This window comes from Nocardioides sp. Root1257, assembly GCF_001425175.1.
Taxonomy (GTDB): domain Bacteria; phylum Actinomycetota; class Actinomycetes; order Propionibacteriales; family Nocardioidaceae; genus Nocardioides.
On record NZ_LMDV01000008.1, the window covers coordinates 267,517 to 287,447 of the forward strand.

Genomic DNA, 19,931 nt, shown 5'->3' on the forward strand with positions numbered 1-19,931 from the left:
ATCCTTCCAGCGCCAACACACGTCGACGCAGATCAGATGTCACCTATCCGTGCAGCAGACCCAATGTCATCCGGACCGAGGTGGATCGCTTCCGTTGGGGTTAGTGACTGCGCGCTCTATGCGCCCACGAATGCAGTACCTTCCGTGGGCGGCTTTCCACCGCGACATCGGTGCAACTGGCGCACTCGGGACTGCTTGATGGTCTGAGGCGAAAGGGTGCTGAACCCCTCGTCACGACGGTTGAGCTCACGCTGTGATCGCTCACGCACCCCAGGGTTTGCGACTGAGTCTGCCTGCCGGGGGCGACACCACTCGCGGCTCGTTGAGATGCATTTGCCCAAAGTCTCCACCCGACGAAATTCAACCCTGTCGTGCTCGCGGCGACGAAGCAGGGCGCCGTGACCGCAAGCCTTCCTATCGGCCCCGCGAGTCCACTCATCCCCATCGCGGAGCTTGCCGCCGACGCGCGTGAAATAACGTCAGTCGCCTAAAGGTTGGTCGGGCGCGTAGCCGTAGCCGTAGCCGTAGCCGTAGCCGTAGCCGTAGCCACCAGATCGTCGCTTGTTGGGCACCATGTTGAGAACGACGCCAACCGGTTGGGCATCAACCTGCGTCAGGCGTTGCACAGCTTGGGCGACCTGATCTTTGGTGGTCTTTCCATACCTTACGACGAGGAGCGCTCCATCGGCCTGTGAAGCTAACAGCGCAGCGTCGGTGACGGGCAGCAGCGGCGGCGCGTCGATTATGACCATGTCGTACTTGTCGCGGATCTGCTTGAGCAGATCAGACATGGCGTTTGACTGCAGCAGCTCTGCCGGATTCGGTGGAATGGTGCCGCTGGCGAGCACATCAAGATCAGTGGCTGTATGGTGCTGAATTGCGTCCGACAACGACACCTTGCCCAGAAGCACCGTGGTGACCCCGACCGAATAGTCAAGGCCGAGAGCGGCTGTCGCCTTGGGACGCCGGAGATYCCCCTCAATCAGGAGAGTCCGGTGGCCCGCCTGAGCCATAGTGATCGCCATATTGACCGAGGTTGTCGACTTGCCCTCCTCTGGCAGGGCAGATGTAACCACGAAGACCTTGTCGGGGTTGTCCACCTTGACAAATTGAAGATTGGTTCGGAGGACCCGAAACGCCTCAACGCGCGGAGCGTGCGGCTCCAGCGACGTAACGAGCGGGCGTTGACGAGTAGCAGAGTCGAATGCGATTCCGCCCAGAATGGGCGCGTTGGTCACTGCGGCAAGGTCATCAGGAGACTTCACGGAAGTATCAAGCACCTCGCGAAGCAGTGCGAGGCCGACCCCCAACAGAAGGCCAACCATCAGGCCAAGCACTAGGTTCCGTTTGGGCTGCGGGGATACAGGTACTGTCGGCAGGCTCGCTGGATCAACGATGGTCGCCTTCACGGGCGCGCTCGACCCGTCGTCGGGAGTCTCGAGTTGGCGGATGAGGTCAACAAGGCCTTCGGCATATGCTTGCGCCTTTGCTTGCGCTGCCGCTGGGTCTGGATCTGTAACTGTCACCTCAAGATTGACCGTGTCAGGAACAACCTGGGCCGAAACCTGGCCACGGAGTTCACTCGGAGAAATGTCTAGGCCAAGATCGTCTATGACTGAGCTCGCGAGATCGGTGCTCTTTGTCACGAGGTCTGCGTACGACGTAACGCGCTGCACCGAGAACAATCCGCCCTGATAGACATCTGATGCGGTATCGCTCTGTTGGGTGGAAATGAACAACTGGGCGGTCGACGAATATTGGGGTGTCGCCAAAGCTGTATAGCCGGCAGCAGTCCCCAGGCCCACCACAGCCGTGACGACTACAACGATCCAGCGACGTCTAAGCACCCGCACGTAGTCACGGAATTCCACATGAGCTCCAGTCAGTCATCAGTCGACACCACTCTAGTCGTAGGGACTGCCCGACATGCGGGCGGTCGGGGCGGTCGGCAGATCCATCGGCCGAGCGAGGTCCTGGGTGCACAGTTCCTCCGTAGCCCTGCAGTCGGAGCAAGCGCGCCGGATGAACGGCGTGCACTTGACGGTGACCGACCGGGCGCAGGCATGCGCCAGATGACAGGGGCATCCTGGACCAGCGGTCGACTTGCGAGCCGACCGCCACACTTCCTTCGGCGGAACTCTCGACGAGCGCGAGCACTCGCGCGAAGTGTCGAGAGTGATTCACTCGGGTGGTGTCTTCGCGTGCGCGCCCGCACTTGTGCGCCCGGATGCACTCGCGGAATCGACGCGATAGTTCTGGAGTCGACCCCTCTCGGACGGGTCACCGCTGACCGCTGCCTACGCTCCGACGTGTGCTGATCGAGACTCCCGATCCTGCACTCGACGAAACGTACGAAGAAGGGCGGCTTGCGCAGGAAGTTCGAGCCACGCGTGCAGTGCCCAGGCCAGAAGAATGGAGCAGGCAAGACTAGCTGTTGCGGCGCCCACTCCAGCGGCACCGCGGTCCGGCACCCATTCGACGGCTAGGCGAAGCACCAACTGATGCACTAGGTAGAAGGCGAACGACCATTCGCCAAGACGTATGAGCCAACTCGTGCGGAGGAGAGCCAGCCCGGGTGACTCGCGCGCAACAGCGACGAGAACGATCAGGGCCGCAAAGACCGGAAGAAGGACGAAATTCGCGACCGCACGCGGGCAGATGGAAGCGACAGCGATCAAAGGGATCGCCGCGAGCATCCAAATGCCGAGCCAACGTCCAGGACGTCGAACCCTCACATCGGACCAACTCAGGATCATCAGTGCGAGAAAGATCCCGACAATGAACTCCGACGACCTGATGAGTGGGTTCACATATGCCTGAGCCGTGAACCCGAATGCCGCGAAGCCCACGTACAGCAGGGCACATGCCGCCACCCAGGCGATGGTCACCACCTTGACGACGCCAGGTCGTTGCCGATGAAGCACGAGGAATACCAGCGGGAAGGCCGCGTAGAACGCAAACTCAGTGGAGATCGACCAATCAACTCCGTTTACGGCGAATATCATCCCGTCCGACGGCGACCATGATTGCAGTGCGAACAGATGAATGACGACTTGCCAAACGGATGGCCTTGGATCCAAGATGCCAAGCATCTCGATGACGACGGCAAAGACCAAAACGGCAAAGTAGACAGGAAAGATCCGGGCAAAGCGCCGGAAATAGAACTCTCTGTTAGACCGCTCAGTTCTGTGAGACAAAGTAAGGACGAAGCCCGACAGTATAAAGAAGAACGATACTCCGTTGTAACCCCATGAAAACATGCTTGTGCCAACTAGACCGAGGTGTTCGGCATGATACGCAAAAACTAGGATGGCGGCAACGAACCGAAGGGACGTCAATTCGGCAATCCGCAGCGTCGATGATTGGTTTGTCGTCACCGAACGGGCTCCTGTGATCCCGAGCGCAGATTCTGCGTGCTGTGCCGCGAGCTTCCCAGGTGCAAAATTGCCAATGTTATCCCTATCGTGTATATGAGCCACCATGAAGCAAGGATGGTATTGGTACGAACTAGCACGATGGCGTACGAGGTGAACACTGCTGGAAGAACCAGCCTCGGGTTGCCCGGACTGGCAGACAGGAGCGCCTTCCCAACCGACGCGCTGAGCCATCCGAATAGAATAGTGCCGAGCGCAACGCCCAACAATCCGAAGTCAAATAGCAAGACCCCCGGGAGGCTAGCCACGGGACATGCCGACTGACCGCAGCCATTTCCTCCGAAAAGGCTTCCAAGAAGCTGATTGGAGTAGCCTTCGCTCACTGAAACTGGAAGCGGACGCGTGATGAATTCCAAAAATGTACCACGTCCATCGCCGTATGGAATCGTCACACCCAGGTGGGGGCCAACGTAGGCAATGTAGTCAAACATCTCAGTGTCATAGGACGTGAAGAACGACAGCAGCGTGTCGGACGCCCCTTGCTCCCGAAATACCCTAACCGTCGCCTCGATTACATTTTCGTTCGGGAGTCGCCCCCCAGCCGAACGCGTCAAAGGCAGGAGGAGCATGAAAACGCCCAGCGGGATGGCAACGCACCAATGCCACAGACGCAACCGCAGGCTCCGCGAGTACACCAAGCAGATTAGGGGGATCAGGAGAGCCGGAATCATGAAGCGACGGGTGCCCACCAAAGACAGTGTTGCGGCACAAGCGAGAACTGCGACTATGGCCGCGATAGCCAGAGAAGTTGGGATTCTTCGTTCCCGTGGCGCCACCGCAATAGACATGCCAGCGGCGATCGGGCCGGTCAACGGGAGTACAGAGAAGAGTTCCGGCAGAGATATGTCGAACTGGGCAGATCTTCCGCCAACTAGATTGACGACACCTTGAGCGCCCTGAGCTAGGAGTAGCGCTCCCAAGTAGGCCGCGATACCGGCGGCCGCCCACCGAACTGTCCAGCCCGCTCGCGCCGCGGCATCTGATGGCTCTCGCTGGTTCGAGCGACTCGAACCCCGGATCCCTTTGGAATGACGCGCGAAGAGGATTCCAACGGTCAGACCGCTGAGCGCGACGGCGCCAACCATCAGGCCAAAGTCGCGGCCAGCAAAGCTGACGGCGCGGCCGTGGAAGTTGACCATGTCCCCGCGTGTCAGCAATGGACGGACGCAGAAAATCGCCACTAGCATCAAGGATGCCTGTGTCTCGGGTAGGAGGACTCGTTGGAGCAGCGTTCCCCTGCCGGACAGGGAAACAACCAGAGCGACAACTCCTGCGATGCAGGAGGCAGCCAGAAGTGTGTCACTGAGCAACCGAAACCAGCCTCCTCGATCGGTACGACATGAGTGCTGCAGGAGAGAGGAACCAGATCGGATAAAGCAAGCCTGCCGCGATGGCCCCGCAGAGGAGCGCAGCGTAGGTGTCGGAGGACGAGGCGACTGCCACGTAGACGGTGAAGGTGCAGGACACCAGTCCGATTCGCGAAACCAGAACGACCCCGGAACGCCGGAGCGCACGAAGCGCGACTATGAACGGGCCAGCCATCGCCCCGCCAATGGCCAGCAACCCGTTCGCGACGAACGCTCGAAACAGGTCAGATGGATCCACGGCTTGGGCCAACCCCTGAACGATCGGGACCGCCAGCAGGAGAATCACTGTGAGTGCCACTGCGAGGGCGGTCAACCTGACGGAGTAGAACTGCGCTCTCCGCAGCGAACGAAGAACCTCGCGGGGATCGCTCGATGACCACGTCGCGCGCTCCGTTAGTTGCCTCAAGTTGATGGCCGTGAACAGTAGATTCATTGGGCCTATCAACGATTGGGCAAGTCGGAACGCCCCGACGCCTGGGGACGGGGCAACGGTTGCGATAACCAAGATCGGGAAGACAACCAAGGTCTGGCCGACTCCGAACTCCGCGAGCTGCGTTGCCGACTGACGTAGCCAGGACCGGTTGACGACGATCCTTGCGCCCGACTGCCTCCGACCGGTGACGAGCAGGACACCCGGAATGACAGAGACCGCAGACACCAAGGCAAATGCGACTGTCCCTCCCTTGTTCGCCAGCATTGGCCCAAACGAGAGAAGGAGAACAGCCATTCGTGCCACATCAGCGGACAGAAGGCTCGTATCGCGATCCGCGGTAATTTGCACGTGCCGCAGTGCGTCGTACGCGAGCACCAAGAACGTGCCTCCGGCGACCAGCGACGGCCCAGCGATACTTCCCAGGTAGGCCAGCGCGAACGCAAACTGCAAGCCAGTGCCGATGGTGAGTCCAGCTAAAATAGGAATGACGGGAAGTCTGTCCGCCTCGCGATATCGGCGCTCAACCAAACTTGGGTAGTAAATTCCTGCGCGCGCTGCACCAACTAAAGTGGTCTGCGAGAGAATGAGGACGCTGTAGCGCGTAAAAGACGACGAGGATAACTGGTGCGCTGCCCCTAGAACAGCCACCGCCGAACCGGCGCTATAGAAGGCCTGGCTTAAGGCAATTTTTTGCCCTGCGAGTCGCTTAAGAATACGTCCTGGCGAGCGTCGTGTTGCGATGTCAGCGCGATCCATCTTCGTCCAAGCCATCCAGGGCTGCGGAATGTTGGGCCCGTTGAGAATCGGACCGAAAACGCGCAGAAACGGATCTCGCTGGATTGCCGGCGACGACGCTAAATGCCGCAACGTCATTTATAACGACCGAACCGGCCGCAATTACCGCAGAATCGCCGATCGAGACACCAGATAGGATTATGGCGCCTGCTCCTATCCACACATCCCTTCCGATTGAGACGATGTCTCCGGCTTCCAGGTCGCGGTTTCCGATCCAGGTCGAACTCACAATCGGAGCCCCAACCTCGTGCATAGCGTGATCCCGCCTGCCGACCACGAGTACGCGACTTGCGAACAGGGTTCGCGCACCGATCGTCCCATTGGCCTCGATGATGCAACCGGGCCCGACCCTAGTTGAGTCGCCGATCTGTAATCCGTGAGTCGCCCGGATACTAACGCCGCGGCTAATTCGGACGTTTTGACCAAGTGAAACTGGTCCACTGACCGCTAGACGAGTCAATACTCGGCGGAGCGGTCTCTGAGCCCAACCTGGGATTCGCGACTGGCTGTCAACTTCATCTCCTGAGGTCACGCCAAGGCTCCAAGTCGCCGTCAGTGTCCAGATTTTCAAGCGCACTTACGATCCCGTTGGCCATCTTCTCAGCGGAATAGAGGGTGGAAACGAAGTTTGACAAGCCCTGACGGTCGATTTTCGCACCCTGAAGCTCCCGCAGACTCGTCGCGAGCGACTGTGCGGAATCCCCATCAAAGTAGCGAACGCCGCCCGACCTTTCGAGTTCAATCTCGGGGGCGTGCGGCTCGCCTGTCGGGACAAGGATCGGGACGCCGAAACCAATGCTCTGAGTTATGGAGAGTCCAGCATATCCCGGTGATACGGCGGCAAATGCCGATCGGTAGAGGAGATCCAGATCCGAGGTCTTATAGATCTCACCATGAAACCGAACGGCATCTCGCATGTCTCTTTTGTCGACCATTTCCTGCAATATCTGGAGTTCCGGCCCAGTCCCAACAATATCGAGCACCTGACCGGACTCATGTAGCTCCGATTGACAGAACGCGTCGATGAGAAGTGCGACCTTCTTTTCTTTCACGAGACGGCCGACGTAGATTATGGAGTTTCGCTGAAATGAGTCGGGCTCAGCGTGTATTGACTTTCGCGGATACAGTGCATTCGGCGCGACCCAGACGGGCTGCTTGGGCTCTAATTGTTGGATTCTCTCAGCGCTCGTGTAGTCGTATGCAACGTAGCCGTCAGCAAGTCTCCGCATGAAGTTCCGTAGTGGAACCGTACGTGCGGACTCGCCTCCACGGGGGAGTAGGTGACCCCAGACGAGCGTTCGCTTTCGGCTGAGGCGACGTGTGAGTAGGAAGATCCAAGCGCTGACGGAACGAGGATTGAGGTCGGTAATGAGGTTCTGCGCTCGCAAGGTCTTCCAGAAGGCGCCGGTCTGAAAGAGCAGGCGCCGTTGAAAGAGTGCATGATTTTTCACAGGTACAAAGTTTGGCGAGACTATACCTGTTCTAACCGTCTCAACCAGATGTGCTTCTCCGGCATAGTACGAAACTGAACTTCCTAATCTATCGTCAATTTGGTCTATACACGTCTGTCGATATGCCGGCAGGACAGCGAGATACAACGCGTTTCGGGTCCCCCTCACGAATCCTCCGGAAAAGGGGCGCTGTACAGGGTGCGAGTGAGCGCGCCGGCCTGTTGCGGGTCGGTTGTCCCACCATGCCAGCGACCGTGATCGACGCGGCGAATCTGGGAGGTCCACGGTTCTGGTGGTGCCGCCGATGTCGCACCCGTCACAGTACGTAACTGGTCGAACCTGTGTGCCTTCTGATCCAGCACTGGCAACATGCCGCGCTCGTTCAGCAAGGGAGCCCCCGGGGAGCGCGCGGTCATCAGCATGGCAGGATCGTACGGGAGTAGATCGTCAACCGAGAGGCGGAGTGGATGGAGTCACACCCGCTCCGAGTGCTTGTGGTGGGCTTGAACTATTCGCCAGAGCCGACTGGGATTGCCCCGTACACGGCGAAGCTCGCTGAAGGTCTCCAGCAGCGCGGTCACTCAGTGCGGGTGCTGACGACGTACCCGCATTACCCGCACTGGCGAGTCGCTGATGGCTACTCAGGATGGTCGAGCGCCGAGATCGCAGGTGGTGTCGAGATCCATCGCGCCCGGCACTATGTGCCGGCCCGTCCTACGAGCGCGCGGCGAATTCTGTCGGAGGTTTCATTTGGCGCTCGTGTCGTCGGCGCACGATGGGCTTGCCCAGACGTTGTGATCTGTCCGAGCCCAGCCCTCCTCAGCACGGCGATGACCTGGCTTCGGGCTGGTGTCCCGGGCGTTGGAGCGGCGACCGGCGTCATCGTGCAGGACCTGTACTCGGCCGGGCTAGGCGAAACAGGGGTCGGTGGTCGCCGGGCCGCAGATGCGATGTCGATTCTGGAGAGCTGGGTTCTACGCCGTGCCGACGGCGTGGTAGTCATCCACGACAGATTCAAGCAGCGGGTCCGGGAGGGACTCGGCGTGCCGGAAGACCGCGTTGATGTCATCCGGAACTGGACGCACGTCCCGGCGCTTGAAGTTCCGTTCGACCGGTCTGCCTTTCGGCACTCCATGGGGTGGGGAGACGAGACGATTGTGCTCCACACTGGCGCGATGGGCGCCAAGCAAGGGCTGGCGAACGTGGTGTCCGCTGCCCGCTTAGCTGAGTCGACCGGAGCGCCGATCAGATTCGTTCTGATCGGCGACGGCAAGGAGCGGACGGCATTGGAGGTCCAGGCGGGTGACTGTCGCGCGGTTGACATCCTCGATCCGCTGCCAGGCGACGACTTCGTGCGAGCATTAAGGGCGGCGGACCTTCTCCTCGTCAACGAGCTGCCTGGGCTCAACGAGATGGCAGTACCCAGCAAGCTCACCAGCTACTTCAGCGCCGGCGTCGCTGTCCTGGCGGCGACGAGCGAGGCGAGCACTACTGCTGGAGAGATCGCGGCCGCTGGTGCCGGAGTGCGGGTCGAGCCGGGCGATCCGGCAGTCCTCGTTAACGAGGTGTTGCGGTTGCGCGAAGATTCCGAGCAACGGCTAGAGATGGGCACGCGGGGTCCGGCGTACTGTGAAAGGCTTCTTTCGGAAGAAGCAGCCCTTGACGCATACGAAGCGTGGATACAGAAGCTGTACCGACGCAAGCAGGAGACCCAGAGATGACGAAGAAGGCCCTCATCACCGGCATCACGGGGCAGGACGGGTCGTACTTGGCCGAGCTGCTCCTCGGCAAGGGCTACGAGGTGCATGGCCTGATCCGGCGTGCGTCGACGTTCAACACGTCGCGAATTGACCACCTCTATCAGGACCCGCATGACCCGACGGCGAAGCTCTTTCTCCACTACGGGGACCTGTCCGACGGTGCCCGCCTCGTCACGCTGCTACACGAGATCGCTCCCGACGAGGTCTACAACCTCGCGGCGCAGTCGCATGTGCGCGTCAGTTTCGACGAGCCAGAGCACACCGGTGATACGACCGGTGTCGGTGCGATGCGGCTGCTCGAGGCAGTCCGAATGGCCGGCATTGACTGTCGCTATTACCAGGCTTCAAGCTCCGAGATGTTCGGCGCAACGCCGCCGCCTCAGGACGAGGAGACGCCCTTCTACCCGCGTTCGCCCTACGGCGCCGCGAAGGTCTACGCCTACTGGGTGACCAAGAACTACCGCGAGGGCTACGGCATGTTCGCGGTCAACGGCATCCTCTTCAACCACGAGTCTCCCCGTCGCGGAGAGACTTTCGTGACCCGCAAGGTGACCCGCGCAGTGGCCCGGATCCAGGCTGGCCTGGCCGACTACGTGTACATGGGCAACCTCGACGCCGTTCGCGACTGGGGCTACGCGCCCGAATACGTCGAAGGTATGTGGCGGATGCTGCAGGCCGACGAGCCGGACGACTACGTGCTGGCGACTGGTGGCAACTTCACCGTCCGCGACTTCGTAGTCACCGCGTTCGAGCACGCCGGGCTCGACTGGGAGAAGCACGTCAAGTTCGACGAGCGCTACCTGCGTCCGACCGAGGTCGACGCCCTGATCGGCGACGCTGGTAAGGCGGAGCGCAACCTCGGCTGGAAGGCGACCGTGCAGACCGACGAGCTGGCTCGGATCATGGTGGACGCCGACATCGAAGCGCTCACACACGCGGGACGTCCCTGGATCGACCAGGTGCGGCTCGGTGGCTGGCCGGAGTTCGGCGCCGGCGCATGACCGGCCCCGGTTCGTACGTCCTCGAGAAGGACGCGCCGTTCTACGTCGCCGGTCACCGGGGTCTGGTCGGTGGTGCGATCTGGCGTGCCCTCGAGGGGCGTGGTCACACCAACCTGGTGGGCCGGCCGTCGGCCGAGCTCGACCTCCTCGAACGCGATGCTGTCTTCGATTTCTTCGCGTCCGAGCGTCCTGAGTACGTCGTACTGGCCGCCGCGAAGGTCGGCGGGATCATGGCCAACAACACCTACCCGGTCGACTTCCTGTCCGAGAACCTGCGCATCCAGACCAACGTGATGGATGCAGCGCTCGAGCACGGAGTCGAGCGGTTCCTCTTCCTCGGCTCGTCATGCATCTACCCCAAGTTCGCGCCGCAGCCGATCAAGGAGGACACCCTCCTGACGGGTCACCTGGAGCCCACCAACGACGCGTACGCGATCGCGAAGATCGCGGGCATCCTTCAGGTACAGGCCGTGCGACGTCAGTACAACAGGCATTGGATCTCGGCCATGCCGACCAACCTCTACGGCCCGGGCGACAACTTCTCGCCGACCGGAAGCCACGTCCTCCCGGCGCTGATCCGCCGCTACGACGAAGCCCGAGAGGCCGGTCTGTCCTCCGTCACCAACTGGGGAACTGGCACGCCGAGGCGTGAGTTCCTGCACGTGGACGACATGGCTGCTGCTTGTGTATTCCTCCTCGAGAACTACGACGGACCCAGCCAGGTCAACGTGGGCGCCGGTCGCGATGCGACGATCAAGGAGATCGCCGCCGTTGTTGCCGAGGCAGTCGGCTACGAGGGCGACACCCAGTGGGACACCAGCAAGCCCGACGGCACGCCGCAGAAGCTGCTCGACGTGTCCTTCCTTCGAGAGATCGGCTGGGAGGCGCAGATCGGGCTGCGGGAGGGCATCGCGTCGACGGTCGACTGGTTCCGTGAGCACCATGGCTCGCTGCGTGAGGCGGGCTGACTCGGAGCAGTAGGTCCGGGGTTTCGAGGCTCAGGCGCCAGGGCGCCTTCGCACGTCAACCGCCGGCCGGCCGGTTAGGGCTGGTTCGCGCCTCAGCCTGGCGAACCATCGAAGACGCAAACGGCGGTTGAGCGGGATCAAGGTCCCGGCTCAACCGCCGTTGTCGTATGAGTGTCAGCTGCCGCTGTTGATCATCCCCGCGCCGACGGTCACGCCGGTCGCCTCGTCGATCAGGATGAACGAGCCCGTGGTGCGGTTCTTCGAGTACGGGTCGCACAGCAGGGGCACCGTGGTGCGCAGCTGGACGCGGCCGATCTCGTTGACGCCGAGCTCCTTGGTCTCCTGGTCGCGGTGCAGGGTGTTGACGTCGAGGCGGTACTGGATGTCCTTGACCAGGGCCCGCGCGGAGCGCGTGGTGTGCTTGATCGCGAGCTTCTGACGGGGGCGCAGCGGCTCGTTGGTCATCCAGCAGATCATCGCGTCGATGTCCTGCGAAGGCTTCGGCGCGTTGTTGGCGCGGGCGATCATGTCGCCGCGCGAGACGTCGACGTCGTCCTCGAGGCGGACGGTCACCGACATGGGCGGGAACGCCTCGGCGATCTCCTGGTCGAAGAGGTCGATGCCGGCGATCTTGGAGGTCATGCCCGAGGGCAGGACCACGACCTCGTCGCCGGGCTTGAGGACGCCGCCGGCCACCATGCCGCCGTACCCGCGGTAGTCGTGGTGCTCGTCGGACTTCGGGCGCACGACGTACTGCACCGGGAAGCGGACGTCGACCAGGTCACGGTCGGAGGCCACGTGGACGTGCTCGAGGTGGTGCATGAGCGTGGGACCGGAGTACCACGGCATGTTCTCGGAGCGGTTGACCACGTTGTCGCCGGCCAGCGCCGAGATCGGGATGACCTCGAGGTCCGGGATGTTGAGCTTGGTCGCGAACGCCGTGAACTCGGCGTGGATCTTCTCGTAGACGGCCTGGTCGAAGTCGACGAGGTCCATCTTGTTGACCGCGAGCACCAGGTGCGGGACCCGGAGCAGCGAGAGGATCACCGCGTGCCGGCGGGACTGCTCGGTCAGGCCCTGGCGGGCGTCGACGAGCACCAGGCCGAGGTCGGCGGTCGAGGCGCCGGTGACCATGTTGCGGGTGTACTGCACGTGACCCGGGGTGTCGGCGATGATGAACTTGCGTGCCGGGGTCGCGAAGTAGCGGTAGGCGACATCGATGGTGATGCCCTGCTCCCGCTCCGAGCGAAGCCCGTCGGTCAGCAGCGCCAGGTCGGTGTAGTCGTAGCCGCGGGACTGCGACGTCGCCTCGACGGCCTCGAGCTGGTCCTCGAAGATCGACTTCGAGTCGAGCAGCAGCCGCCCGATGAGGGTCGACTTGCCGTCGTCGACCGAGCCGGCGGTGGCGAAACGGAGCAGGTCCATCTGCTCGCTCTTGACGGTGGCCATCAGAAGTAGCCTTCCTTCTTCCGGTCTTCCATGGCTGCCTCGGAGAACCGGTCGTCGCCACGGGTGGCGCCGCGCTCGGTCACCCGGGCCACGGCGACCTCGTCGATGATCTCGTCGATGGTGCTGGCGGTGGACTCCACGCAGCCGGTGAGGGTCAGGTCGCCGACGGTACGGAACCGGATCGTGCGCTCCTCGACGGTCTCGCCGGAGCGCAGGGGGTTGTGCTCGCTCTCGCTCAGCAGCATGCCGTCACGCTCGAAGACGCGACGCTGGTGGGAGAAGTAGATGGAGGGGATCTCGATGCCCTCGCGGCCGATGTAGTCCCAGATGTCCAGCTCGGTCCAGTTGGAGATCGGGAAGATCCGCATGTGCTCGCCCTCGTGGAGCCGGCCGTTGTAGAGGCTCCACAGCTCGGGGCGCTGCATCTTCGGGTCCCACTGCCCGAACTCGTCGCGGTGGGAGTAGACGCGCTCCTTGGCGCGGGCCTTCTCCTCGTCACGCCGGCCACCGCCGAAGGCAGCGGTGAAGCCGCCCTCCTCGATCGCGTTGAGCAGGGTGCCGATCTGGAGGCGGTTGCGGCTGGTCTTGCCATCGTCGATGACGATGCCGTCCCTGATGGCCTCCTCGACGCTCGCCACGATCAGGCGTACGCCGAGCCGGTTGACCCAGTTGTCACGGGTGGCGAGCACCTCGGGGAAGTCGTAGCCGGTGTCGACCTGGAGAACCGGGAACGGGATCTTCGCCGGGTAGAACGCCTTCTCGGCGAGGCGCATCATCACGATGGAGTCCTTGCCGCCCGAGAACATCAGGACGGGCTTCTCGAACTCAGCCGCGACCTCGCGGAAGATGTGGATCGACTCCGCTTCCAGCTGGTCGAGCTGACTCAGCCGGTAGTCGGTGTGGGTCTGGGTCATGACGGTCGGAAAACCTCTCCTCGGGACAAGCAGCCCACATCGTAGCGATCAGGCAGCGCTCCGGACGAAGCACCGACCAAGTCGAGTGACGTGCTTCACTTTACCCATGACGGATGCGTGAATCTTTCCGGTCTCATCGGAGAGCGCGGGATCTACCGCTTAGCCTCGTCTCGTGAAGATCGCTATTGCCGGCCTGGGGTACGTGGGGCTCTCCAACGCCGTCGTGCTCGCCCAGCACCACGATGTCTGGGCGATCGACCTCGACCCGGGTCGCGTCGATCAGGTGAACCGGCGCGAGTCGCCGATCGAGGACGCGGAGCTCGAGGAGTACCTCGGCAGCCGTGAGCTCCACCTGACCGCAACGCTCGACCGGAGCCAGGCCTACGGCGAGGTGGACCTGGTCGTGGTGGCCACGCCGACCGACTACGACCCACGGACCAACAAGTTCGATACCTCGTCGGTCGAGGCGGTGGTCCGCGACGTCCTCGCGATCGCGCCGGCGGCGACGATCGTCATCAAGTCGACGGTGCCGGTGGGCTACACCGCGGGGCTGCGCGCGGAGCACCCGGATGCCGCGATCCTCTTCAGCCCGGAGTTCTTGCGTGAGGGCCGCGCTCTCTACGACAACCTGCACCCCTCACGGATCGTCGTCGGCGACCGCAGCGCGGCCGGGAAGATGTTCGCCGAGCTGCTGGTCGAGGGCGCCGAGTCGACCGACATCCCGGTGCTGCTGACGGACTCGACGGAGGCGGAGGCGATCAAGCTCTTCGCCAACACCTACCTGGCGCTGCGGGTCGCCTACTTCAACGAGCTGGACACGTACGCCGCGACGCACGGCCTCGACAGCGCCCAGATCATCGAGGGCGTCGGACTGGATCCTCGGATCGGCGGTCACTACAACAACCCGAGCTTCGGCTACGGCGGCTACTGCCTGCCCAAGGACACGAAGCAGCTCCAAGCGAACTACCGCGAGGTCCCCCAGAATCTGATCAGTGCGATCGTCGACGCCAACACCACCCGCAAGGACTTCATCGCTGCCGACATCCTGCGCCGAGAGCCGCGGACCGTCGGCATCCACCGGCTGATCATGAAGTCCGGCTCCGACAACTTCCGGATGTCCTCGATCCAGGGCGTGATGAAGCGGATCAAGGCCAAGGGGGTCGAGGTCGTGATCTACGAGCCCAACCTCGAGGAGGACTCGTTCTTCAACTCCGAGGTCATCCGTGATCTCGAGGAGTTCAAGGCGCGCGCCGACGTGATCGTCGCCAACCGGCGCACCGACCTGCTCGACGACGTGGCCGAGAAGGTCTACACGCGCGACATTTACGGTCGCGACTGAGTCGATTCGGCCGACGGGGGCGGTGGCGGGCCGTACTCCATCCGGTCGAGCTCGGTGACGGTCGGCGCGCCGTACATCGGCAGACCCTCGGTCTTGCGGATCAGGCCCCAGATCAGGGGGACGAGCACGAGCATCGCCAGGCCGATCAGGGCGATCAGCACCGGGTGCGTCTCGTCCTTGCCCAGCGGCGCCCAGCCCGACTTGTCGAGCAGCGCGACCCCGGACATCGTCAGCACGATCACGATGCCGCGACGGATGATCGACTGCGGCACGCGCGGGGCGATCCGGCTGCCGAGCATGGTGCCGGGCGTCGACCCGAGCACGAGCGGGATCAGGATCGACCAGTCGAGGCCGTTGATCGCGATGTTGGAGATCGCCGCGGCGAGCACCAGGGGCACGGCCTGGACGAGGTCGGTGCCGACCAGCTTCACCGCCGACAGGCCCGGGTAGAGCATCAGCAGCGCGATCATGATGACCGAGCCCGAGCCGACGCTGGTGATGCCGACGAGCAGGCCGCCCATCGCGCCGACCAGCAGGGTCGCGAGCGGGCGGATGTGCGGGTCCGGGTCGGCGTCCGGCTGTCCGCCGCGCACGCGACGCAGGTTGATGTAGAGGCGCAGGGCGTACGTCGAGGCGGCGAAGAGCAGCGCGAACCCGATGCAGGTCTTCAGCAGGTTGTCGAGGGACTCGGGCTCCTGCCCCGCGATCCGGTGGATGATCCACGGCCCGAGCAGCGCCATCGGCACGGACCCGACGATCAGCCACTTCGCGAGGCGGTAGTTGGGCGAGCCCTCGCGGGCGTGCACCGCGGCGCCGCCGGACTTGTAGATGGCCGCGGCCGTCAGGTCGGCGGTCACGACCGTCGCGGCGTCGCCGACGCCGAGGAAGATCAGCGCCGGGGTCATCAGCGCGCCGCCACCCATGCCGGTGAGGCCCACGATCACGCCCACGAAGAAGCCCGCGGCGAGGATCGAGAAGAAGGTGGTCGTGATCAGGTCGTTCATGCGCGCAGTCTCCTCGCGTCGGCGAGAGCCGGGACGACGGCGCGCAGGAGGTCCTGGAGCTGGTTCGCGCACGCCTGGGCGGCCTCGGGGCCGCGACGGTAGGGGTCGGGTACGTCGAGGGCGGGGTCGGCCGGGCCGCGGTGCTCGCCCGCATGATCGAGCAGGTCCCGGCCGGCGAGGTCGGTGGCCCGTGCCGCCTCGGCGAACTGCCCGAGGGTGAAGACCTTGCGGAAGGCGCCGGGGTGGTCGTCGAGGATGAACTGCCGGTGCGTGTGCTCCGCGGTCAGCACCAGGTCGGCGTCGCGCAGCAGGGCGGCGGTGAGCGGCCGGCTGCGGAAGGCGTCCCGGTCGTCGGCATCGAGCAGCTGGGCCATCTCGGTGTCCATCGCGCTGTCGCGGAAGCCGTGGGTGCCGGCGCTGCTGAACGTGACCTGCGCGTCCGGACCGGCGACCTGGCGGGCGAAGAGCTCCATGTAGGGCGAGCGGCAGATGTTGGCCGTGCACACGAAGAGCACGTTGAGGGGGGCGGCGGCGTGGGGTGGTTTCGAGACAGGCGCTAGCGCGCCTTCCTCAACCACCGTGCCTGCGGCTTCGTCGACCACCGTGCCGGCCGTCAGGTCGAGGTAGCCGCTCTCCGCCAGGGCGTCCAGGACGTCGTCGAGGGCGTCGTCGATGGTGCGGCCGGTGGTGTCGACGCGGACGTCGGCGTCCTCCGGCTCCTCGTACGGCGAGGAGATGCCGGTGAACTCGGGGATCTCGCCGCGGCGCGCCTTGGCGTACATCCCCTTGCGGTCGCGGCGCTCGCACTCCTCGAGCGGCGTGGCGACGTGGACGAGGAAGAAGGCGCCGCCGGCGTCCTCGACCATGGCGCGCACCTGCTGCCGGGTCTCGTCGAACGGGGCGATCGGGCTGCACACCGCCAGTCCGCCGTGCCGTGAGATCTCGGCCGCGACCCAGCCGATCCGCCGGATGTTGGTCTCGCGGTCCTGCTTGGAGAACGTGAGCCCGGCGGAGAGGTGCCGGCGTACGACGTCGCCGTCGAGGCTGGTGACCGAGCGCGCGCCCTGCTCGAGGATGCGGTCCATCAGCGCCCGGGCCAGCGTCGACTTGCCGCTGCCGGAGAGGCCCGTGAAGAAGAGGACCAGCCCTTGGTCCGCGGGCTCGGGGCGGGCCTGGTCGATGATCGCCTGGATGCTCGCAGGCGAGGGCGACGTCGAGTCGGGCACCCCGATGACCGGGTCCGGGCCCGCGTAGTTGGCCACCACCTGCAGCCCGAGGGAGTGGTCGGCTCCCGCGTCGCCGTGCGACGCGAGCGGCACCGCCACGACGACGGCGTCGGGCAGCAGGTCGGCGGCGGCCAGGGTGGCCCGGATCAGGTCGGTCGCCGGCAGCTCCGGCGTCCCGGTGCCGACGAGGGCGAGGAGCAGGACCGGTCCGGCGGCTCCCAACACCGCGAGCTCGTCCTCGGTCAGCGCGTCGACGAGTGGTACGACGGTGCGCCCGGCGTGCTGCTCGCGGGTCTGGGCGGGGGACAGGTAGAGGCGCCGGAACGGGCCGTACTGCGCATGGGTGAGCGGCGTGACCGCGCCGCCCGGGACGCTGACCCGTGCGAGAGGGAGCCCTTCGGGGTCGACGATCTCGACCGCGCCGGCCGCCTCGGCCGTCGCGGAGACCTCGGAGGGGAGGGCGAGCGTGACCGGGCTGCCGGGCTCACCGAAGGACGTGGTCGGCGCCAGGGCCCCGCTCGCCAGGAGCTCGAGGTCGTCGAGCTCGCGGGGCGTGGGGCAGTACTGCGGTGGGGCGGGGGTCGGCACGGGCGCAATCCTGCCATTCCCAGTGAAGTTAATCTGCACCCATGTCTAACCCCGAGGCCCCTGCGCCGGTCGTCGTGGCGGAGCTCGTCCGGTCCGGCTTCGTCGAGGGCCACCACCACGGCTCCGTCGTCGCGCTGGACCGGGACGGGCACGTGGAGTGGACCGTCGGGAGCACCGACCAGCCGATCCTGCCGCGCTCGAGCAACAAGCCGCTCCAGGCGCTGGCGATGGTGCGTCTCGGCCTCGACCTGCCGCCCGAGCTGCTCGCCCTGGTGTGCGCGTCGCACTCGGGGGAGCCGTTCCACCTCGACGGCGTACGCCGGATCCTCGCGTCCGCCGGGCTGGACGAGAGCGCGCTCCAGACCCCGCCCGACTACCCGCTGGAGGACGCCGAGTGGCACGCCGTCGTCGCCGCCGGCGGCGAGCGGACGCCGCTACAGATGAACTGCTCGGGCAAGCACGCGGGGATGCTCGCCACCTGTGTCGTCAACGGCTGGGACATCGAGACCTACCTGGCGCCCGACCACCCGCTACAGCGGGCGATCCTGGCCACTGTCGAGGAGGTCACCGGAGAGCCCGTCGCGGTCGTCGCCGTGGACGGGTGCGGTGCGCCGCTGCTCTCCACCTCGCTCGTCGGCCTCGCGCGCGCCTTCCGGACCCTGGCGGTCGCCGAGGACGGGCCTGAGCAGCGGATCGCCGACGCGATCCGTGCGCATCCCGAGTGGGTCTCGGGCACGCGTCGGGACGAGCGGGCGCTGCTCGCGGCGATCCCGGGTGCGATCGGGAAGGCCGGTGCCGAGGCGTGCTACGCCGTGGCGCTGCCCGACGGCCGGGCGTTCGCGCTGAAGATCGACGACGGCGGCGCCCGCGCGCGACCCGTGGTGATGGCGGCCGCGCTCGAGCGGGCGGGCATCGACGACGACGCCGTACGCCAGACCGGCGATGCGCCTCTCCTCGGCGGCGGTGCGCGGGTCGGCGAGATCCGCGCCGTCCTTTGAGGTCCTAGACCGCTATCGAGCCGCCGTTGGTCGAGCAGCGAGCGCCAGCGAGCGTCGTCGAGACCCCGGAGGTCGGGCGCCGTCGTCGGGTGCGGGGGACTCGACAAGCTCGACCACCGGTTTCGCTCGACCATCGGTTTCGCTCAACCGGGTCCTACTGCTGTGACAGGCTTTGGTGGTGACGAGACGCGCGCTGATCACCGGGATCACCGGTCAGGACGGCTCCTACCTCGCTGAGTTCCTGCTCGACAAGGGCTACGTGGTCCATGGCCTGCGGCGACGGTCGTCGTCGTTCAACAGTGCCCGGATCGAGCACCTGTACCGCGACCCGCGGGACCCGGAGGCCCGGCTGTTCTTCCACTACGCCGACTTGACCGACGAGTCCCGCCTGATCCGGCTGCTGCGCCGCATCCAGCCCGACGAGATCTACAACCTGGCCGGGCAGTCCCACGTCGGTGTGAGCTTCGACGAGCCCGAGTACACCGGCGACACCGTCGGGCTAGGGGCCGTGCGCCTGCTCGAGGCGATCCGGACTGCCGAGCTCGACTGCCGCTACTACCAGGCGTCCAGCTCGGCGATGTTCGGCAACGTGCCGGCACCGCAGAGCGAGGACACCGCCTTCCGACCAGCGTCGCCGTACGGCGCGGCGAAGGCTTACGCCCACTGGACGACCGCGACCTACCGGGAGGGCTACGGCATGTTCGCGGTCAGCGGGATCCTCTTCAACCACGAGTCGCCGCGGCGGGGCGAGACGTTCGTGACCCGCAAGGTCAGCCGGGCGGTGGCGCGCATCCAGGCCGGCCTCGCCGACTACCTCTACATGGGCAACCTCGACGGCGTGCGCGACTGGGGCTACGCGCCGGAGTACGTCGAGGGGATGTGGCGGATGCTGCAGGCCGACGAGCCGCGCGACTACGTGCTCGCCACGGGCCGCAGCTACACCGTCCGCGACTTCGTCATTGCGGCGTTCGAGCACGCCGGGCTCGACTGGGAGAAGCACGTCCGCACGGATGAGCGCTACCTGCGGCCGACCGAACCCTCTGCGCTGATCGGTGATGCGGCCAAGGCCGAGCGCGAGCTCGGCTGGAAGGCGCAGATCTATGGCAAGCGGCTCGTGGAGATCATGGTCGACGCCGACGCCGCCGCACTCGAGCACGAGGGGAATCCCTGGGTCGACCGACCTATGAGCTGGCCCCGTCCCTGA

At 64.8% G+C, this 19,931-nt stretch carries 15 protein-coding genes and 1 pseudogene; 6 read left to right on the forward strand and 10 right to left on the reverse strand.

Annotated elements, in window-relative coordinates; translation table 11 throughout:
• Positions 1–479 precede the first annotated feature (479 nt).
• The 6 genes and pseudogenes from ASC77_RS09390 to ASC77_RS26560 all read right to left on the reverse strand — a co-directional run bounded on the left by ASC77_RS09390 (position 480) and on the right by ASC77_RS26560 (position 7,902).
• A complete protein-coding gene (locus tag ASC77_RS09390) occupies positions 480–1,871 on the reverse strand; it encodes a polysaccharide biosynthesis tyrosine autokinase (RefSeq protein ID WP_056151352.1) in 1,392 nt (463 codons plus the stop codon).
• 426 nt (positions 1,872–2,297) lie between these two features.
• Complete coding sequence (locus tag ASC77_RS26105) at positions 2,298–3,377, reverse strand: acyltransferase family protein (protein WP_162249812.1); 1,080 nt, start codon at positions 3,375–3,377, stop codon at positions 2,298–2,300.
• A gap of 1,356 nt (positions 3,378–4,733) precedes the next feature.
• Positions 4,734–6,107: a hypothetical protein gene (locus ASC77_RS09395; RefSeq protein ID WP_321163699.1), complete on the reverse strand. Its 1,374-nt coding sequence runs from the start codon at positions 6,105–6,107 to the stop codon at positions 4,734–4,736.
• A gap of 13 nt (positions 6,108–6,120) precedes the next feature.
• Positions 6,121–6,282, reverse strand: a pseudogene (locus ASC77_RS27780) (DapH/DapD/GlmU-related protein); the annotation flags it as partial.
• 262 nt (positions 6,283–6,544) lie between these two features.
• Positions 6,545–7,258: a glycosyltransferase gene (locus tag ASC77_RS26115; RefSeq protein ID WP_082574608.1), complete on the reverse strand. Its 714-nt coding sequence runs from the start codon at positions 7,256–7,258 to the stop codon at positions 6,545–6,547.
• Positions 7,259–7,644: 386 nt separating this feature from the next.
• On the reverse strand, positions 7,645–7,902 hold the full coding sequence (locus tag ASC77_RS26560; RefSeq protein ID WP_156391014.1) for a hypothetical protein: 258 nt from the start codon (positions 7,900–7,902) through the stop codon (positions 7,645–7,647).
• A gap of 45 nt (positions 7,903–7,947) precedes the next feature.
• Here ASC77_RS26560 and ASC77_RS09400 point away from each other — a divergent pair, with 45 nt between their 5' ends.
• From ASC77_RS09400 to ASC77_RS09410, 3 genes are read left to right on the forward strand one after another with little or no spacing between them, the layout of a single operon-like run.
• The gene (locus ASC77_RS09400; RefSeq protein ID WP_056151357.1) at positions 7,948–9,201 is read left to right on the forward strand and encodes a glycosyltransferase; all 1,254 of its coding nucleotides are present in this window, start codon (positions 7,948–7,950) and stop codon (positions 9,199–9,201) included.
• A complete protein-coding gene (gmd, locus tag ASC77_RS09405; protein ID WP_056151358.1) occupies positions 9,198–10,241 on the forward strand; it encodes a GDP-mannose 4,6-dehydratase in 1,044 nt (347 codons plus the stop codon). The genes ASC77_RS09400 and gmd (ASC77_RS09405) overlap by 4 nt, the downstream gene beginning before the upstream one ends.
• A complete protein-coding gene (locus ASC77_RS09410; protein WP_056151360.1) occupies positions 10,238–11,209 on the forward strand; it encodes a GDP-L-fucose synthase family protein in 972 nt (323 codons plus the stop codon). The genes gmd (ASC77_RS09405) and ASC77_RS09410 overlap by 4 nt, the downstream gene beginning before the upstream one ends.
• A gap of 174 nt (positions 11,210–11,383) precedes the next feature.
• Here ASC77_RS09410 and cysN read toward each other — a convergent pair whose 3' ends face one another.
• Positions 11,384–12,658, reverse strand: coding sequence for a sulfate adenylyltransferase subunit CysN (gene cysN, locus ASC77_RS09415; protein WP_235547560.1), 1,275 nt, complete (start codon positions 12,656–12,658; stop codon positions 11,384–11,386).
• The gene (gene cysD, locus ASC77_RS09420) at positions 12,658–13,572 is read right to left on the reverse strand and encodes a sulfate adenylyltransferase subunit CysD (RefSeq protein WP_056151362.1); all 915 of its coding nucleotides are present in this window, start codon (positions 13,570–13,572) and stop codon (positions 12,658–12,660) included. Before cysD ends, cysN begins: the two co-directional genes overlap by 1 nt.
• Before the next feature lie 172 nt (positions 13,573–13,744).
• On the opposite strand from cysD, the gene ASC77_RS09425 reads away from it, so the two are divergent.
• Complete coding sequence (locus tag ASC77_RS09425; protein WP_056151364.1) at positions 13,745–14,911, forward strand: nucleotide sugar dehydrogenase; 1,167 nt, start codon at positions 13,745–13,747, stop codon at positions 14,909–14,911.
• On the opposite strand, the gene ASC77_RS09430 is transcribed toward ASC77_RS09425, so the two are convergent.
• A complete protein-coding gene (locus ASC77_RS09430) occupies positions 14,896–15,915 on the reverse strand; it encodes a sulfite exporter TauE/SafE family protein (RefSeq protein ID WP_056151366.1) in 1,020 nt (339 codons plus the stop codon). The two genes, ASC77_RS09425 and ASC77_RS09430, sit on opposite strands and share 16 nt — an antisense overlap.
• On the reverse strand, positions 15,912–17,729 hold the full coding sequence (gene cysC, locus ASC77_RS09435) for an adenylyl-sulfate kinase (RefSeq protein ID WP_056151369.1): 1,818 nt from the start codon (positions 17,727–17,729) through the stop codon (positions 15,912–15,914). The genes ASC77_RS09430 and cysC overlap by 4 nt, the downstream gene beginning before the upstream one ends.
• A gap of 41 nt (positions 17,730–17,770) precedes the next feature.
• Between cysC and ASC77_RS09440 the strand changes: the two genes are divergently transcribed.
• Both ASC77_RS09440 and gmd (ASC77_RS09445) read left to right on the forward strand, forming a co-directional pair.
• Complete coding sequence (locus tag ASC77_RS09440) at positions 17,771–18,727, forward strand: asparaginase (RefSeq protein ID WP_056151371.1); 957 nt, start codon at positions 17,771–17,773, stop codon at positions 18,725–18,727.
• Between the two features lie 178 nt (positions 18,728–18,905).
• Positions 18,906–19,931 (forward strand): GDP-mannose 4,6-dehydratase, encoded by a 1,026-nt coding sequence (gmd, locus tag ASC77_RS09445; RefSeq protein ID WP_056151373.1) that lies wholly within the window; start codon positions 18,906–18,908, stop codon positions 19,929–19,931.

Bases quoted from the DNA above. Each gene is read 5' to 3' on its own strand.
- ASC77_RS09410 (WP_056151360.1), top strand. From the start codon at position 10,238: ATGACCGGCCCCGGTTCGTACGTCCTCGAGAAGGACGCGCCGTTCTAC.
- ASC77_RS26115 (WP_082574608.1), bottom strand. From the start codon at position 7,258: ATGCGGAGACTTGCTGACGGCTACGTTGCATACGACTACACGAGCGCT.
- ASC77_RS09430 (WP_056151366.1), bottom strand. From the start codon at position 15,915: ATGAACGACCTGATCACGACCACCTTCTTCTCGATCCTCGCCGCGGGC.
- gmd (WP_056151358.1), top strand. From the start codon at position 9,198: ATGACGAAGAAGGCCCTCATCACCGGCATCACGGGGCAGGACGGGTCG.
- ASC77_RS09400 (WP_056151357.1), top strand. From the start codon at position 7,948: ATGGAGTCACACCCGCTCCGAGTGCTTGTGGTGGGCTTGAACTATTCG.
- ASC77_RS09440 (WP_056151371.1), top strand. From the start codon at position 17,771: ATGTCTAACCCCGAGGCCCCTGCGCCGGTCGTCGTGGCGGAGCTCGTC.
- cysD (WP_056151362.1), bottom strand. From the start codon at position 13,572: ATGACCCAGACCCACACCGACTACCGGCTGAGTCAGCTCGACCAGCTG.
- ASC77_RS09395 (WP_321163699.1), bottom strand. From the start codon at position 6,107: ATGACGTTGCGGCATTTAGCGTCGTCGCCGGCAATCCAGCGAGATCCG.
- cysN (WP_235547560.1), bottom strand. From the start codon at position 12,658: ATGGCCACCGTCAAGAGCGAGCAGATGGACCTGCTCCGTTTCGCCACC.
- ASC77_RS26560 (WP_156391014.1), bottom strand. From the start codon at position 7,902: ATGCTGATGACCGCGCGCTCCCCGGGGGCTCCCTTGCTGAACGAGCGC.